The following is a 16375-nucleotide window of genomic DNA, read 5'->3' as shown; positions in this document are numbered from 1 at the left end:
GCGTACAGAACACCGCCGATTGCCGGCGAACGAGCCTGGCTGAGGTTCGATGGTAATCAGAAAAAAAAAGCCTGAAGGGGAACATGTCCCCTTCAGGCAAAACACACACAGAAACAACATGGCGGCCATCAAGGCCGCGCTCGGAACGCCCTATTCCACGGTCACGCTCTTGGCCAGATTGCGCGGCTGGTCGACGTCGCAGCCGCGCCGGTATGCGATTTCGTAGGCCAACAACTGGGCCGGGATAGTGTAGAGCAAGGGATTGAGATCTTCCACCACTTCGGGAAGATACAAAACCGTTTCGGTCAATGCGGACAGGTGCTCGTCGCCGTTGGTGCCAAAGAGCACCAGCCGCCCCTGGCGGGCCTTGATTTCCTCGATATTGGACACCACCTTCAGATACACCGAATCCCGCGGCACCAAGGCCACCACCGGCATTTCCCGATCAATCAGGGCGATGGGGCCGTGCTTCAATTCACCGGCGGCATAGCCCTCGGCGTGGATGTAGGAAATTTCCTTGAGTTTCAGGGCTCCTTCGAGGGCGATGGGAAAGTTGAGCCCCCGCCCGACAAACAGAAAATCCTTTGCCTCGTAGTACTGCTCGATCAATTCGCTGATTTCCATCTGCAACCGGGGCAGTTCCGTGGCAATCACCTCGGCGATGTCGATCAATGCCAAGCCCAATTTCTTCTGGGTGATCGGGTCGATAGTCTTCCGTGTCTGGCCGAGATACAGGGTCAGGAGGAACAGCGCCGCCAGCTGGCAGGTGAAGGCCTTGGTCGAAGCCACGCCGATTTCCGGGCCGGCATGGGTGTAGATGATGCCATCGGCTTCCCGGGTCATGGTGGAACCCACCACGTTGCAGACCGTCAGCACCCTGGAGCCCAGTTGCGCGGCCCGGCGGATGCCCGCCAGGGTATCGGCGGTTTCTCCGGATTGAGAAATAGCAATGGTCAATGTCCGCTCGTTGACCAGAAGGCGTCGATAGCGGAATTCCGAGGCGATGTCCACTTCCACCGGAATGCCGACCCATTTTTCGATCCAATACTTGGCGACCAGGGCCGCATGCCAGGAGGTGCCGCAGGCGACCAGGGCGATCCGATCGATGTTTTCGAGCGATGCGGGGTCAAGACCGATTTCGGGCAGATCGACAAATCCCGTGTCAGGGACAATCCGGCCGCTGACCGTATTGAGAATGGCCTGGGGTTGCTCGAATATCTCCTTGAGCATGAAATGCCGATATCCGGCTTTTTCCGCCATCGAGGCATTCCAGTCGATCAGGGAAACGGGCTTGGTCAATTCGGAGCCGTCGTCAACCTGTTGAATCGTGTAGCTCCCCTTGCGCAGCACCGCCATTTCCCGGTCGTCGAGAAAAATGACTTCGCGGGTAAAGGGCAGCAGGGCCGGGATATCCGAGGCGATATAGCAGGCATCGGCGGCAACGCCCATGACCAGGGGACTATGATTGCGGGCCGCGACCAGCATATCCGGCTCATGCGCCCAGAGCACGCCGATGGCGTAGGAGCCTTCAACCCGGGTCAACGCGGAGCGGACAGCGGCCACCAGATCTTTGGTGTTCTTGAGGCATTCCTCGATCAGGTGGGCCAGGACCTCGGTATCCGTTTCCGAGGTGAAGATATGCCCCTTGTCGGTCAATTCCTTTTTCAGGGCGCTGTAGTTCTCGATGATGCCGTTGTGGACAACGACCAACTCACCGGTGCAATCGGTGTGGGGATGGGCATTGCCTTCGGTGGGGGCGCCATGGGTTGCCCAGCGGGTATGGCCCAGGCCGGTGCCGCTGGCAACGCCGACATGTTCGTCGACCACGGCCTCGAGATTGCTCAATTTGCCTTTCGCCCGGTACCGCACCAGTTGATTGTTGAAGGAATATACCAAACCGGCGGAATCGTATCCGCGATACTCAAGACGCCTCAAGCCTTCAAGCAGGATGGGGATAACTCTTCTGGGTCCTACATAGCCAACTATTCCGCACATTTGTTCATCCTCGTCAATGGGTTATGCCACAGGCCGCAATATGGAGCCAGTATCCACGACGGCGCAACAAAATGCAAGCCGGAAGACGCGGATCGTTCAGGATCGATTTTCCCCCCCATACAACCGGCATGATGACACGGAGAATTCCTTTTGAGAAAACAGCAAAAGAAGGTATTCTCTTTTTAACTCAAGCTATAAGGACTCTCCCCATGGACGAACGACAACGACTGAAAGAACTTTTACTGAACAAATCGTACCGACAGGGCACATTCACCCTGACATCGGGAAAAACATCGGATTTTTATGTAGATGGAAAGCAAACCACCTTGGATGCCGAAGGCAGCTACCTGTGTGGCCGTCTCCTCTTCGAACTGATCCGTCAACACCCGGAACCCATAGTCGGGGTGGGCGGCATGACTTTGGGCGCCGATCCGCTGGTCACCGCGGTTTCTCTGGTGAGCTATCTGGACAAGGCCCCGATTCCGGCCTTCATCGTCCGCAAAGAGGCCAAAGGCCACGGTACCGGCAATTTTATCGAGGGCAAGAGCAACCTCAAACCGGGCGGTTTGGTCGCGCTGGTGGAAGACGTGGTCACCACCGGCGGCACCCTGTTGAAAGTCATTGAACGGGTGGAAAACGAAGGGTTTCGGGTGGGCCTGGTGGCGACCATTGTCGACCGGCAGGAAGGCGGAGCCGAACAACTTGCGGCCAAGGGATATCCCCTCAAGGCGGTCTTTACCCGCGAACAACTCATCGGCAAGGCGAAGACAACGTGAAGTGCAGGGAATGCGGCCAGCCGCTGAAAGTGCTGCGAAGATGCCGTCAGGTCCGTTTGCAGTGCAGCGGTTGCCGAAAGGAATATCAAATCCATGAAGTCGCCGCCGACCTTGACCCGGAAACAGAGGCGGAATTGGAGCGATTTACCTGTATCATCTATGATTGACGACCATGAAGCCCCTGACCGTATACGTTCGCGCCGATAACACGGCCACCCTGACCTGCCCGGCATGCGGTACGGTCAAACATTTTTCCGCCTCTGCGTACCGCTCGACACCGCACCTGATGACCGTGCGGTGCGGTTGCAGTGCGTCGTTTCCGGTCCTACTCAATTTCCGCTGCAATTTTCGCAAGCAGACCAACCTGCCCGGCACCTATCAAATCATCGGCCCGAAAAACTCGGGCGGCGGCATGATCCAGGTGACCAATCTCTCGCGGGGAGGGGCGGAATTCACGGTGTCCGGTATGCATAACCTTGCCATGGACCAGGAAATCCAGATTGAAATCCAGCTCAACGACAAAAAGCAAACCGTGCTGAAAAAACAGGCGGTGATCAAATCGGTGCGGAAGAATGTCGTCGGCTGCGAATTCAAGAACCACGCCGACTTGGATAAAGCCCTGGGCTTTTTTCTGCAAAGTTAAGCCGCATTATCTTGTCACTTCGAACGAAGTAAGTCCCCTGTTGTCTCTTGGACAAGAATGAAAGCAAGGGGATAAAGTTCCCCTTCCACCTCCCATGCCATTAAATCGCCACCCGGGAACAGGTTGATGCCTCCGGTGACACAGCCCTCTGCGATGGGTTCGACTGTACTTGCCCACCTTGCGTTTGCATCGCCCGAGTTCAGGCTGCTCTGATGGTTGCCAAAGTGGTTTCGGACGATTTTCTCAAGTAGCGCAGCGCATCACGATCAAGGTGCTCTGGAAAATGCGCAAAGCTCTCGGACGGCAGCTCCTGGTGCACCAACCCCGGCGTTTTGCCGCGCAGCACCATGCCGGCTCCATTTGCAGGTGCAGTTTTGAGCCCCCCGAACACCTCCTTGCACCCGGCGCGGCGGCGTCAGCAAGGACCATGTCCGTATTTTAGCGTCAGCCCTCCTGAATTTTTCCCATCAACGACCATGCGACGGGTAAGGTTCCGGCAATTCGATGTTGCACGAACCGGCCGCACGACCTGTCCATATCGCCAGGATCTCAATTCCGCGATTTCAAACTATTCGATTTCAATTCGGTAACTGTTGGGCACCACTGAAAGGCAGGGTTCTGAAAAGAATTTCCCCTATGCTCTCCACCCCACAAGATGCGGTATCTACCTGTCACCCCTTCTACATACTGTGCTTTTGTGTTCGATGCCGATGCTTTCACCAACTTGCCGGATACTCTTTGCGGAACAATGTTCGCGTAAGCCGCGTACAAAAAATTTTACCCACTAGCAAAATTGCTTGCTTTTTTGAGCCCTACAGAGAAAATTACTTATGCAATAATGCATCTTGTCAAAATGCAAACAGAAAAGAAACAACAATGGTCATGGAAAACCTTTCCTTGCACGAGTGTTCCACGGAAACTGCAATTATGCATGCCATCCATTTTTTCCCTTTCTTTTCAGACTGTTCCCACCAGACTCGTTCGCAGCACCATCCAGATTCGCCACTCACGGTCGTGTCTCCTCGAAGGGATACAGGGCCGTTTTCTTTTTCTCCAACCTCAACATCGATGAAGGAGTTTCGCGTATGGCCAGACCATTGTTCCGTGCCCTGAGCAGGACAACCTCAGCCCTTGCCCTGCTTTCGTCCGTCACCGTTCCAGTTTGGGCGGAAGAGGTTGTCTATGACGGCGACACGACCATGCTGCAAGACATCCCCAATCCCGGTGGCTCCCCAGATCCCATTACTAATTCAGTGGCTCCCAGTGGTAGCGACGCCACGGGTAAAAGCCCCAGCCTTGCCAATAACAGGGTGACGGTCACCAATGGCAACGGAGCGCAGTATGTCTTTGGCGCGATCAATATTGTTGATTCGGATGCCGTCACCAACAATCAGGTCCTCATCGAGGGTACCACCATGACCGGTACTACCGTCATGGGTGGATCGGCGTCCACGGTCGCCGGCAACAATGTGACCATCAGCAACAGCACGGTGGACGAAGGGGAAGTCTACGGTGGGTATTACAGCATGATTTCCGGTTCTTCCGCTGCCACGGTTACGGGCAATAGTGTTGCCATCATCGACAGCACGGTAGTAAGCGGCATGGCGCTCGACGGGCTGGTTACTGGCGGCTATGCCGGTGTTCAGTCCGGTGACGGCACGGCCACGGCCTCGAACAACAAGGTGACCATCAGCGGTGTCAGTACTGTGGAGGGGAGCTTCGGCGGGGCTGCCAAAAGCGACGCCGGTGCCGCCACGGCCTCGGGCAACAGCGTTGCCATCAGCGACGACGCCCAGATCGCGTCTGCCACTGGTGGGAACGCCGAGAGCACTTCCGGCACCGCCACGGCCTCAAACAACACCATAGCCATCAACGGCCTCAGCATTGTGGATCAGAGCTTCGGCGGAGATGCTTCGAGCAGCTCCGGCACCGCCACGGCCTCAAACAACAGCGTTGCCATCGGTGGCGACGCCCAAATCACGTTTGTCATCGGCGGACATGCCTATAGCGACGCCGGCACCGCCACGGTCTCGGGCAACAGCGTCACCATCAGTGACAACGCCCAGATCACGTCTGTCACGTCTAGCACCACCGGCGGCTATGCCGAAAGCGACACCGGCGCCGCGCAAGCCTCGGGCAACAGCGTTGCCATCGGCGGCGACACCCAGGTAAGGGATATCACCGGTGGCTCTGCATGGAGTAATTCCAATGTGGCACAGGCCACAAGCAACACCGTCACCATCGGCGGCCTCAGCACGGTGACCGGGAGCATCTACGGCGGGTATGCAGATACGAACAGCGCGGGTATGTCCGGCGAGGCCAACAACAACACGGTGACCATCAACGGCGGCACAGTGGATGCGAGCATCTACGGCGGCTTCAGCCGGATCGATGGCAATGGTGAAACCGGCTCGGCCACCGGCAATGCCGTGACCATCAGCGGCGCACCCGACCTAAGCGGTTCGGACCTCTACGGCGGCTTCGTCGGCTACGTCACCCCTGAGCCGGGAATGGACGCCTTCAGCGGCAACACCCTGAACGTATTCAATTACAGCGGCAGCGCGGTGCAATCGGTGCAGAATTTCCAACACTACAACTTTACCTTCCCCGTCACCCAAAATACCCCGGTGCTTAACGTGACCGGCACGGCTGCCCTGGGCGACGGCAATGGCAGGAGTTCCTCCGTCACCGCCAGCACCTACGGCAACACGGCTCCCCTGCGGCCCGGTGATCAAGTGACGCTCATCAACGCCAGCGCCGGAACCCTCGACACCGCCGGCTTCACCCAAACCCAGGCCCAGGGGCAGCACAGCGCAACCCTGAACTATCTCTGGGACCTGGGCACCGCTAACAACATGCTGACCGCGACAGTGGCCAGCGTGCAAGCCCGCCCGCAGGCCAAGGTCCTGGCCGAAGGCTTCCTCTCCGGTCTGGCCCTGGTCAATCAGGGCGCCGACCTGGCGGCCGGACAAGGCATGAGGGACGCCGTGCTGTCCAGCCAGGAAACCGAGAACGGCATCGGCATCTTCGGCGCTCTTTCCGGCGGCTGGTCGGAATACGACACCGGCTCGCACATAGAAATGTCCAGCATTTCCCTGTTGACCGGCCTCTCCAGAGGCGTGGATCTCATTCCCGGACGCCTGACCGTGGGCGCCTTCTTTGAATACGGCAGCGGTTCGTACGACACCTACAATGCCTTTTCGGGCATCGACTACAATGGCGATGGCGACGTTGACCACCTCGGCGGCGGCATTATTGGCCGCTTGGATTTCACCGAGGCCGGGCCAGGCCATGTCTATACCGAGGCCAGCTTCCGGGCGGGCACCGTCAGCAACGAGTACAACAATGCCAATCTGGGCGATGTCGCGGGCAACCGCGCGGGCGGATACGATTCCGACTCGGGCTATTACGGCCTGCATGCGGGCTTGGGCTATATCTCGTACCTGAACGATACGATGTCGCTCGATCTGTACGGCAAATACTTCTGGACGCGGGTGCAGGGCGATGATGTCGCCCTGGCCACAGGTGAGCCCATCACGTTCGACGATGCGGATTCGCACCGTGTGCGCGTGGGCACCCGCTTCGCTTATGCGGAGGACATAACCTTCACCCACTACGTGGGTGTGGCCTACGAACACGAGTTTGACGGCGAAGCCGGTGCCGCGACCTTCGGCTACGCCATCGACGCGCCGGAACTCGCGGGCGGCACCGGCATCGGTGAGGTTGGGATGCACATCATACCTACCAATGACCCGTCCCTGTCCCTTGACATGGGGCTACAGGCCTATGTGGGCACCCGCGAGGGCATGACCGGGAGCTTGCAAATCCGCTACGAATTCTAGCAGCGGGTCAAGCCAACCAAGAACAACCGCCACATCCCATCGTGCGCGGCGCAGCCGGAGGTAACGGCGCGCCGCGCTTTTTTTTTACGCTCGGCCGCAGGGGATCGGCGAAGGCGTTTTCATTGCGCTTCATGGCCGGAGCCATTGTCGTTTTGCTCCATCCGTTCCGGACCGGCCACGCCCATTGTCCCCCGCACCACCTGTTGCGCCCGCACCAGCAAGGGCTCAAGCGTCTTTTCGTCCAGGGCGCAAATCCCCACCCCTTCCCCGCTGAGTGCCACCTGGACCTGCTCTTCCGGCGGCAGCCGATCAATCTTGTTCAATACCTTGAGGCAGGGGATGTCGGCCAGTCCCAACTCGACCAGCAGCCCTTCCACCACTGCGACCTGTTGCCGCCAGGCCGGGTTGGAAACATCGATCACATGGAGAAGCACATCGGCCTCGAACAGCTCCTCCAGGGTCGATTCGAAGGCCTTGAGCAAATCGGCCGGCAGGTGGCGGATGAAACCGACGGTGTCGGTGACGATGACCTCCATGTCCTCGGGAAAGCGAAGCCGGCGGCTGGTGGGATCGAGGGTGGCGAACAGGAGGTCCTCGGCATGGGTCTCACTCTTGGTCAGAGTGTTGAGCAGCGTCGATTTGCCGGCATTGGTGTAGCCCACCAGGGAGATGACCGGCACGTCGCGCTTGCGCCGGCGGTTGCGGCGATGGTACCGCTGCTCGCCCACGGCCTTCAGCTCCTTGCCCAGGCGTGTGATTCGGTCGTTGATCCGCCTCTTGTCGATCTCCAGGCGGGTCTCGCCGGGCCCACGGGCGCCGATGCCGCCGGTCAGGCGCGACAGGGCGTCGTCACGGGTGGTAAGCTTGGGCAGCATGTATTTCAACTGGGCCATCTCGATCTGCAGCTTGCCTTCGCGGGAACGGGCCCGGCTGGCAAAAATATCGAGGATGAGTTGGGTGCGGTCGATGACCCGCAGGTCGGTGTGGTCGGTGACCGAACGGATCTGCGAGGGACTGAGCTCCTGATCGAACAGGAGCAGGTTGGCGCCCAGCCGCAGGCTCATCAGCACGATTTCCACCAGCTTGCCGCGCCCGAGAATGAAGCGGGGATGGATATGTTTGCGCCGCTGGATCACCCTGGCCAAGACCTCGACCCCGGCGGACCGGGCCAGCTCGACCAGCTCGGTCATGGATTCCTCGGCCTCGTCCCGCGAGCCGGTGGTCACCGACACCAGGATGGCGCGGTCCTTGCCCCGGTCGACCTCGCGCACCGGCCGTTCACGGACGAATTCCTCTTCCAGGGCGTCGATCAGGGCAATGCAGGACTGCGACTGGTTGGCGGGATGCACCGGCGGCAGCGCGGTCCAGTCGCGTCCGTCGACCGGACGCGGCATGAGGTGCACCGCGTGCAGCAGCTCCGGCAGGCCGTCCTTGATGGTGAGCACTGCCATCAGATCAAGCCGTAAACAGGCGAGATCCATGATGTCTTCCTCGCTGGCTCCCGCAGCCCCGCCCAACACGGTGTGCACGCAACGCAGGCCGCGCAGGCGGCCGCCGGAGGCGCCCACATGGGCCAGGGCCGGAATGGTGATGCGGTCGTAATCGCCGACGATCACGGTCTCGATCCGGCCGGACCGATGGATCAGCAGGCCGATTTGGCGATTCAAAGCGGCGGACAAGGCGGCCAGGGAACGGGCGGTTTCCCGGCCGACGATTTCATCGGCCGCGACCTTTTTCTGGGCAAGCCGCTCCAGGTCCCGCAGTTGTTTGGGTTTGAGGCTGTGGGTGTTGCCGGTGACGGTCGAAATGGCGAACTCCTTTGAAAGGGAAAATCAGCAGGGCGCACTCCCCGGGGTCCGGGGAAAGGGGATAACGTCGCGGATATTCTGCATGCCGGTGACGAATTGCACCAGCCGGTCGAAGCCAAGCCCGAAACCGGCATGGGGCACGGAGCCGAACCGGCGCAGGTCAAGGTACCAGCCATACTGCTCCAGGTCGAGCCCGGCGGCGGCCATCCGTCCGGCCAGCACTTCATAGCGCTCCTCGCGCTGGCTGCCGCCCACCAGTTCGCCGATGCCGGCCACCAGGATGTCCATCGCCGCCACGGTGCGGCCATCGTCGTCAAGACGCATGTAAAACGGTTTGATCGCCTCCGGGTAATTGGTGACGATCACCGGCGCCTGGGCCACTTCTTCGCAGAGATAGCGCTCGTGCTCGGCCTGGAGGTCGGCACCCCATTGCACCGGAAAGGCAAACTCCCGGCGGGCGCGCTGCAGCTCCGCCACCGCCTCGGTGTAGGTGAGATGGACGAATGGACAATCGCGCACCTGCGTCAGCCTGTCGATCAGGCCTTTGGCCACGTGCTGGTCGAACAGGGCGAGATCCTCGCCGCATTCGGCGAGCACCGAGGCGATCAGCGCCTTGATCATGGCCTCGGCCATCTCCATGTCGCCGCGCAGATTGCAGAAAGCCATCTCCGGCTCCAGCATCCAAAACTCGGCCAAATGCCTACTGGTATTCGAATTTTCCGCCCGGAACGTTGGACCGAAGGTGTAGACCTGGCCATGGGACAGAGCAAAAATCTCCGCCTGCAACTGGCCGCTGACCGTTAGACCGGCCCGGCGCCCGAAAAAATCGTCGGCAAAGGGGTCGTCCTGCCGCAGGTGCGCCGGATTCAGCGCGGTGACCGTGAACATCTCGCCTGCCCCTTCGCAGTCCGAGGTGGTGATGATCGGGGTTTGCACCAAGATGAATCCCTGCTCGCGGAAAAAGCGGTGGATGGCGAAACTGAGGGTGCTTCTGATTCGGGCCACCGCGCCCAGGGCATTGGTGCGGGGGCGGAGGTGGGCAATGGAGCGAAGGAATTCGAAGCTGTGCCGCTTTTTCTGCAGCGGATAGGTTTCGGGGTCGGCCCAACCGAGCACCTCGATCGAGTCCGCCCGGACCTCCACCGGCTGGCCCTTGGCCGGCGAGGCCACCAGCCTGCCCCGAACACGGAGCGAACAGCCGGTGCTCAGTTTTTTCACTTCGCTCGCGTAGTTGGCAAGACCTTCCTCGGCGAGAATCTGAAGACTCGCCAGACAGGAACCGTCGTTGAGTTCGAGAAAAGTGAGGCTGCCCGAGTCGCGCCTGGTCCGCAGCCAACCTTGGGCCTCGACCGCTTCTCCCAGGGGTTGTCGCCGCAAGATCTCGCTAATTCGCGTCATTTCCGCCATATCTCTTCTCCTGCCCGTGCCGATGCCTTTTTCGCAGAGCCCTGATCCGATCAATAGGTCAGCTCGCCCTGCCCGTTCTCGCTCAATCCCACCACCACCAGCCCCGCCCGGTCGGCCGCGGCCACCATGGCCGCCCGGTCGAACATCAACGATTGTCCGGCTTCCACCGCCAGCACCGCCCCCTTGACCTCAGCCAGGGTTTCGATGGTCGTCACTCCGGTTGCCGGCAGGTCGAAACGGAAATCCTGGTTCGGCTTTTTCAACTTGACCACCACTGCCCCGGAACCGGCCAAGGTGCCGCCCCGGCGAATGGTGGCGTCGGTGCCCTCGATCGCTTCCACTGCTAGGACACTGCGACCGCGCACCACCACGCACTGGCCGATGTCGAGCCGCCCCACTTCGCGGGCAACGGCCCAACCGAAGCGGATGTCGTCCATCTGCTCGGCCGAGGGTTTCCTGCGGGTCAGCACGCCCTGGGGGAAAAAAAGGTGATCGAGATAGCAGGTGGACGCCAGCACCCGGATGCCCTCCTCTTCCAAGCTGGCGGCCACGGCCCGGAGGATGGCGTCATCCTGGCGCCGGTCGATCTTGCCCCACAGGGTCAATCCCTTAAAATCGGGAAGAATATCGTGAAAAATCCGGGTCTTGGTGATAGTGCCCGCAAAAACCGCCTCCCGGACCTTTTCCCGATGAAAAAAAGAGATGATTTTGCCCAGCTGCCCGAGCTTGACCCACACGGTGACATCCGCCAATTCTTCCAGTTGGGCCGCGGTCTCATTGACATGGGCGATGGCCACCACTTTGCGGCCCCGAGCCCGGGCCGCCTCGGCGAACAGGAGCGGGAACTGGCCGCCGCCGGCGATCAATCCGATCGGGGCGGCATCGTTTGCTTCAGTCATCCAGGGTGCGCTTGACCACACCGCGCTTGCTGGAATGGAAGAAGCGCACCATGTTCTGCACCTGGGCACAGTCGCGCATCTCCTCCTCCAGTTTTACCAGCGCATCCTTGAGCAGGATTTCCGGGGACCGGAACAGCACCCGGAACGCCTCTTCGAGCTGCTTGATGGTTTCGCGGTCCATGCCGGCGCGGCGCAGGCCGATCTTGTTGATGCTGGCGATGCGCATTTGATTGCGGGTGCCTTCCATGATCACATAGGGCGGCACGTCGAGGCCGATGCCGGACATGCCGCCGATATAGGCGTACTCGCCGATGCGGCAGAACTGATGCACCGCCACCAGGCCGCCCAGGTTGGCGTGGCTGCCGATCTCGACATGGCCGGCCAGGGTGGCGACGTTGGCCATGATCACGTGGTCGTCGATGACGCAGTCGTGGGCGATGTGGCAGTAGGCCATGATCATGTTGTGGTTGCCGATCCGGGTCTTGCCGCTGGCCTTGACCGTGGCCCGGTGAATGGAAACGTATTCGCGGATCTGGTTGCCGTCGCCGATGATCAGCTCGGTCGGCTCGCCCTGGTAATGGATATCCTGGGGCGGCCCGCCGACGGTGGCAAACGAGCCGATCGTGTTGCCGGCTCCCAAGGTGGTGTGGCCGCTGACCACGGCGTGAGCACAGATTCGGGTTTGCGGCCCGATTTTGACGGGACCGTCGATGACGGCATACGGCTCGACGATCACCGAACTGTCGAGTTCCGCTTTGGGGTCGATGACCGCTGTGGGATGTATGGGCATGGCGAACTATCCTGATATAAAAGAAAAGGCGGCGTGACGGCCGCCCAAAATGGCCTGGACGGATCAGGCGAAACTGGCCATCAATTCGGCTTCCGTGGCCAGTTGGCCGTCGACCAGGGCCTGGCCGCCCATCTTGATCACCTTGCCCTTCTGCTTGAGCATCTCGAGCTTGAGCACCAACTGATCGCCCGGACGGACAATCCGGCGAAAACGAGCCTTGTCCACCCCGGCAAAATAGGCGAGACGGCCGATCATTTCCTGGTCGGACAGACAGACCAGAATACTGCCGACCTGGGCCATGGCTTCCAGGATGAGCACCCCGGGCATGACCGGCTCTCCGGGAAAATGTCCCTGGAAAAACGGCTCGTTCATGGTGACGTTCTTGATGCCGACAATGTTCTTGCCCTGTTCCACCTCGACAATCCGGTCGACCAGGAGGAAGGGATAGCGGTGCGGCAGGATCGCCATGATGCCCTTGACATCGATGGGTAGTTGCAGATCGGACGCTGATGTCGTCATTCTTGTTCCTCATGTTGTGTGGATGCAAGCAAAGCGCCGAGCCGGTCCACTTCCTTGCGCAAACGTCGCAGTTCCTTGACCATTTCCGGCAATCTGCCGAAGGCGGCCGAGGCGCGTCCCCAATTCTTGACCTCAATGGCCGGAATGCCGCCAACCATCGCCCCCTTGGGCTGGTTGTTATGGATGCCGCTCATCGCCGCCGCCATGACCTGGTCGTCCAGATGCAGATGCCCGGCAACCCCCGCCTTGGCGCCCAGCACCACGTTGCGGCCCAAGGTGGTGCTGCCCGCGATCCCGACCTGGGCCACCAGAATCGAGTTCTCCCCGACCACCACGTTATGGCCGACCATGACCAGGTTGTCGATCCTTGCCCCGGACTTGATCCAGGTCACCCCGAAGGCGGCCCGGTCGACGCAGGAATTGGCGCCGATCTCGACATCGTCGTCGATCCGGACCGTGCCCACCTGCGGTTTTTTGTAATGGACGCCCATGCGGTCGGTGGCGAAACCGAAGCCATCGCTGCCGATCACCGCCCCGTGATGGAGCACCACCCGCCTGCCGATGGTACATCGCTCGGCCACCGTGACATTGGCGTGGATGACGGTGTCGTCGCCGATCACGGTATCGTCGCCGATCACCGCCCCGGCATGGATGGCAACCCGCTCGCCGAGCACCACCCGATCGCCCAGAACCGCCAGGGGGCCGATGCTCGCCTCGGCGGGAACGGTGCACCCTTCGCCCAGCACGGCCGAGGGATGGACGCCCCGAGCCCGGAAAGGTTCGGCCAGCAGGAAGGCATGGATGCGGGCGGCGGCCACCGCGGGTTGTTCGGCCACGATGGCCGCGATGGCCAGGGAATCGACGCCGGCGGGGACAATGCAGGCCGAGGCCCGGCACTGTTCCGGCAACGGCAGGTGTTTGCGGTCGAGGACAAAGGTGATCTCGCCGGCTTGGGCATACTCAATGCCATTGAGGCCACGGACGACCAGATCGGGATCACCGTCCACCCGGCCGCCCACCAGTTCGGCAAGTTGCCGCAAGCTACATTCGCGGGGCACGTGCACATTCCTCCGGATAAAAAATCCTATCGAAAAAACACGGGGATCAACCTATATTTTTCCATGACTTGCTCCATCGCCAGAAGCAAGGAAAAATACTGCACTTTGCCTCAATCGTAAAGCAAAACAGCGCGGCACCGCTGTTGGTACTCGTCCAGTTCCCGCTGCCATCCGCGCTCCAACTCGACCACCGGCATCCCGGCTTCCAAGTGCTCGCGCACGACCCGATCGCCGACGATCAGGTCCATGGGCAGCCGCTCGAACTCATATTCATATGGCGGCTGCTTATAGGCGAACTGTCCGGGATACAGGCGCAACAGGGCTTGCAGCAGGGCCAGGCTGGTGCGGTACGGCCTGAAGGCGTCGATATCGGTCACATGGATTTGGAAACCGGTGCAAGCCTGTCCCATCCACTTCCCCGAGGTCGGCTCGAACCTGAGCGGCCGCAGGACGCAACCCGGCAGGTCGGTGGCGCGGAGGGCGTCAAACACCTGGCGATAATCGAGAAACGGCGCGCCAAAAAGCTCGAAGGGCAGGGTCGTGCCCCTCCCCTCGGAAATATTGGTCCCCTCCCAGACAACCTGCCCCGGATACACCAGGGCCGTGGCAAAGGACGGCATGTTGGGCGAAGGAAAAACCCAAGGCTGGCCAATGGCCGGAAAGCACATATGGCGCCGCCAGCCCTCCGCCTGAATCACCTCCAGGTCGGCACCGATCGCCAATTCCCGGTTGCACAGCAGGGCCAACTCGCCGAGCGTCAGGCCATGGCGCATGGGAATGGCGCATCGGCCGACAAAGGAGGCGCAATCGGGCCGCAGGATATTGCCTTCGACCAGATGGCCGCCGATGGGATTGGGGCGGTCGAGCACCACCACCTTGACCCCGGTCGCGGCCGCAACCTCCAGGCAATGGACCACGGTCCAGACAAAGGTGTAGACCCGGGTGCCGACGTCGATCAGATCGACCAGCAGGACATCGATGTCGGCAAACATCGCCGGATAGGGTTTGCGGGTCTCGCCGTAGAGCGAATACACCGGCAGGCCGGTCATCGCGTCGATCCCGTGGTCGGACTCGATCATATTGTCCTGCTTTTCGCTGAAAAAACCGTGCTGGGGCGAAAAGAGGCACGTCAACTGGCCAGGATAGGCCGCTCGGACCAGATCGCGGCCATGGGTAAAATGCCGGTCGGTCGAGGCTTGATTCGCCAACAGTCCCAGCCGCTTGCCGGTCAGGGAAGGATGGCCTCCGCGGCTAAGACATTCTATTCCGGTTGCAACAATCACACGTCCTCTCAAGGGATTACTGTTATTTTCGTTATGTGCATACGCACCCTGCCCGACCTTTTAGCGGACCTTGCGCCCTTCGTCAAGCAACCGGAAGCCTGGCACGGTTGCCCGGCAACCGGAGAACACGGAACCCCATCCTTTTTGCATGGAGGAGAAACAGTGGGCCAAGACAATCCTTGTACCGCAGTTTTGTCGCTTACAGACGAGTTACAGGGGGAGCGCCGACCATGTTTTTTGAATTTTTGCCCCCACTGCACCTCCGATTGTGCAAAAAGTCCAATTTTTTTTCTTTGCCGTAATTAAATTTAATTTAATAAAAACAATATATTATCAAAAAATATTTTCCGTGGCGTTCAAAATTTTGTATTTTTTTGCTTCCAGGGTATTGCCAGCCTCATATTCCTTTGTTATATTGGGAATCAACTAGAGAAACTCAGGTTTCACGGTAGTTTTTTTACTTCTCGGGCAATAACGCCCATGCAGACATATCATCAACCAAAAACAGGAGACAGGAATATGAAAAAAGTATTGAGTGTCATGGCGGCATCCGCATTCGTTCTGACCGCAGGCGTAGCTCTGGCAGGCGGCCCCGGCAAGAAAATGGGCCCCGGTTGTCCGGAAGCATGCCAGAAGCAGATCGACGACCTGCAATCTTCCCAGGCCCAGCAGAATGAGCAGCTGAGCGCCCACGGCAAGCAGCTGCAGAACCATGAGACCCGGATCACCGATCTTGAGAAGGCTTTCGCCGATGCATGGTATGTACGTCTTGGCGTACGTGCTTCTTGGATGCAGCAGGATATCACCGGTATGGGTAACGTAAACTTCGCCAACGAAGTTGATAGCGATGCCGGTTTCGGCGGCGCCATCGCCTTTGGCCGCGAGTTCGCCATGTATCAGGCTCTGGGTAAATTCCGTGCTGAGGTCGAGTTGGCCAAGCAGGGAGCAGACTTGGATGACGCATCCTATGTTGGCGCGAACGGAAATGTCCTGACGATGGGTGGTGACCTGGATGTGACCACCGTGTTCCTCAATGGTTACTACGAATTGCCGGTATACGATGCTTTTTCGGTCTATTTCATGGCCGGTGTTGGTTATGCAAAATATGATCTTGACGTCGATTTCAATGGCATTAATCGGCCTTTCTTGAGTGGTAGCGACAACGTTTTTGCCTACAAGGCAGGCGCTGGTATCACCTACAATTTCACCGATCAGATCGCCGGTGACCTGGGTTACGAGTACCTGGGTGTTGCTGATACCGACATCGCCGACAGCATCAACGGTCACAACGTGGTTGCTTCTGTTCGCTTCAAATTCTAATTAGCAATACTCAATTAGAATGGAGTTCATCCCCG

Annotated in this window: 15 protein-coding genes; 6 read left to right on the top strand and 9 right to left on the bottom strand. The window is 59.7% G+C overall.

What is annotated here, in order from left to right; genetic code table 11:
* Positions 1-150 precede the first annotated feature (150 nt).
* Positions 151-1995, bottom strand: coding sequence for a glutamine--fructose-6-phosphate transaminase (isomerizing) (gene glmS, locus RMR13_RS11980; RefSeq protein ID WP_310600859.1), 1845 nt, complete (start codon positions 1993-1995; stop codon positions 151-153).
* A 209-nt stretch (positions 1996-2204) separates the two neighbouring features.
* Between glmS and pyrE the strand changes: the two genes are divergently transcribed.
* Genes pyrE through RMR13_RS11965 form a run of 3 tightly spaced genes read left to right on the top strand, consistent with a single transcriptional unit; the run spans position 2205 to position 3414 of the window.
* On the top strand, positions 2205-2771 hold the full coding sequence (gene pyrE / locus RMR13_RS11975) for an orotate phosphoribosyltransferase (RefSeq protein WP_309412455.1): 567 nt from the start codon (positions 2205-2207) through the stop codon (positions 2769-2771).
* Entirely contained in the window at positions 2768-2938 is a 171-nt protein-coding gene (locus RMR13_RS11970) for a dual CXXC motif small (seleno)protein (protein WP_309412454.1), read from the top strand. Before pyrE ends, RMR13_RS11970 begins: the two co-directional genes overlap by 4 nt.
* Before the next feature lie 5 nt (positions 2939-2943).
* Positions 2944-3414, top strand: a complete 471-nt coding sequence (locus RMR13_RS11965; RefSeq protein WP_310600858.1) for a PilZ domain-containing protein — start codon at positions 2944-2946, stop codon at positions 3412-3414.
* 199 nt (positions 3415-3613) lie between these two features.
* Here the strand turns inward: RMR13_RS11965 and RMR13_RS11960 are convergent, their stop codons facing one another.
* A complete protein-coding gene (locus RMR13_RS11960) occupies positions 3614-3763 on the bottom strand; it encodes a hypothetical protein (RefSeq protein ID WP_310600857.1) in 150 nt (49 codons plus the stop codon).
* Positions 3764-4499: 736 nt separating this feature from the next.
* Here RMR13_RS11960 and RMR13_RS11955 point away from each other — a divergent pair.
* Complete coding sequence (locus tag RMR13_RS11955; RefSeq protein WP_310600856.1) at positions 4500-7256, top strand: hypothetical protein; 2757 nt, start codon at positions 4500-4502, stop codon at positions 7254-7256.
* Between the two features lie 119 nt (positions 7257-7375).
* Here the strand turns inward: RMR13_RS11955 and hflX are convergent, their stop codons facing one another.
* Entirely contained in the window at positions 7376-8872 is a 1497-nt protein-coding gene (gene hflX, locus RMR13_RS11950) for a GTPase HflX (protein WP_310600855.1), read from the bottom strand.
* Positions 8873-8893: 21 nt separating this feature from the next.
* Here hflX and RMR13_RS11945 point away from each other — a divergent pair, with 21 nt between their 5' ends.
* Entirely contained in the window at positions 8894-9079 is a 186-nt protein-coding gene (locus RMR13_RS11945; protein WP_310600854.1) for a hypothetical protein, read from the top strand.
* 9 nt (positions 9080-9088) lie between these two features.
* Here the strand turns inward: RMR13_RS11945 and asnS are convergent, their stop codons facing one another.
* The 6 genes from asnS to RMR13_RS11915 all read right to left on the bottom strand — a co-directional run bounded on the left by asnS (position 9089) and on the right by RMR13_RS11915 (position 14945).
* Complete coding sequence (gene asnS / locus RMR13_RS11940) at positions 9089-10471, bottom strand: asparagine--tRNA ligase (RefSeq protein WP_310600853.1); 1383 nt, start codon at positions 10469-10471, stop codon at positions 9089-9091.
* Positions 10472-10521: 50 nt separating this feature from the next.
* Entirely contained in the window at positions 10522-11370 is an 849-nt protein-coding gene (locus RMR13_RS11935; RefSeq protein ID WP_310600852.1) for a UDP-2,3-diacylglucosamine diphosphatase LpxI domain-containing protein, read from the bottom strand.
* Positions 11363-12160, bottom strand: coding sequence for an acyl-ACP--UDP-N-acetylglucosamine O-acyltransferase (lpxA, locus tag RMR13_RS11930; RefSeq protein ID WP_310600851.1), 798 nt, complete (start codon positions 12158-12160; stop codon positions 11363-11365). The genes RMR13_RS11935 and lpxA overlap by 8 nt, the downstream gene beginning before the upstream one ends.
* 63 nt (positions 12161-12223) lie before the next feature.
* Positions 12224-12679, bottom strand: coding sequence for a 3-hydroxyacyl-ACP dehydratase FabZ (gene fabZ / locus RMR13_RS11925; RefSeq protein WP_310600850.1), 456 nt, complete (start codon positions 12677-12679; stop codon positions 12224-12226).
* Positions 12676-13737, bottom strand: a complete 1062-nt coding sequence (gene lpxD / locus RMR13_RS11920; RefSeq protein WP_310600849.1) for a UDP-3-O-(3-hydroxymyristoyl)glucosamine N-acyltransferase — start codon at positions 13735-13737, stop codon at positions 12676-12678. Before lpxD ends, fabZ begins: the two co-directional genes overlap by 4 nt.
* A gap of 110 nt (positions 13738-13847) precedes the next feature.
* Complete coding sequence (locus tag RMR13_RS11915; protein WP_310600848.1) at positions 13848-14945, bottom strand: DUF1343 domain-containing protein; 1098 nt, start codon at positions 14943-14945, stop codon at positions 13848-13850.
* A 594-nt stretch (positions 14946-15539) separates the two neighbouring features.
* On the opposite strand from RMR13_RS11915, the gene RMR13_RS11910 reads away from it, so the two are divergent.
* On the top strand, positions 15540-16340 hold the full coding sequence (locus RMR13_RS11910) for an outer membrane beta-barrel protein (RefSeq protein ID WP_310600847.1): 801 nt from the start codon (positions 15540-15542) through the stop codon (positions 16338-16340).
* The last annotated feature ends 35 nt before the right edge of the window (positions 16341-16375 follow it).

Source organism: Desulfobulbus sp. (assembly GCF_031547805.1).
In the GTDB taxonomy this organism is placed as follows: Bacteria; Desulfobacterota; Desulfobulbia; order Desulfobulbales; family Desulfobulbaceae; genus Desulfobulbus.
Note: the sequence above shows the minus strand (reverse complement) of the source record. Positions and strands in the feature narration are given on the sequence as shown.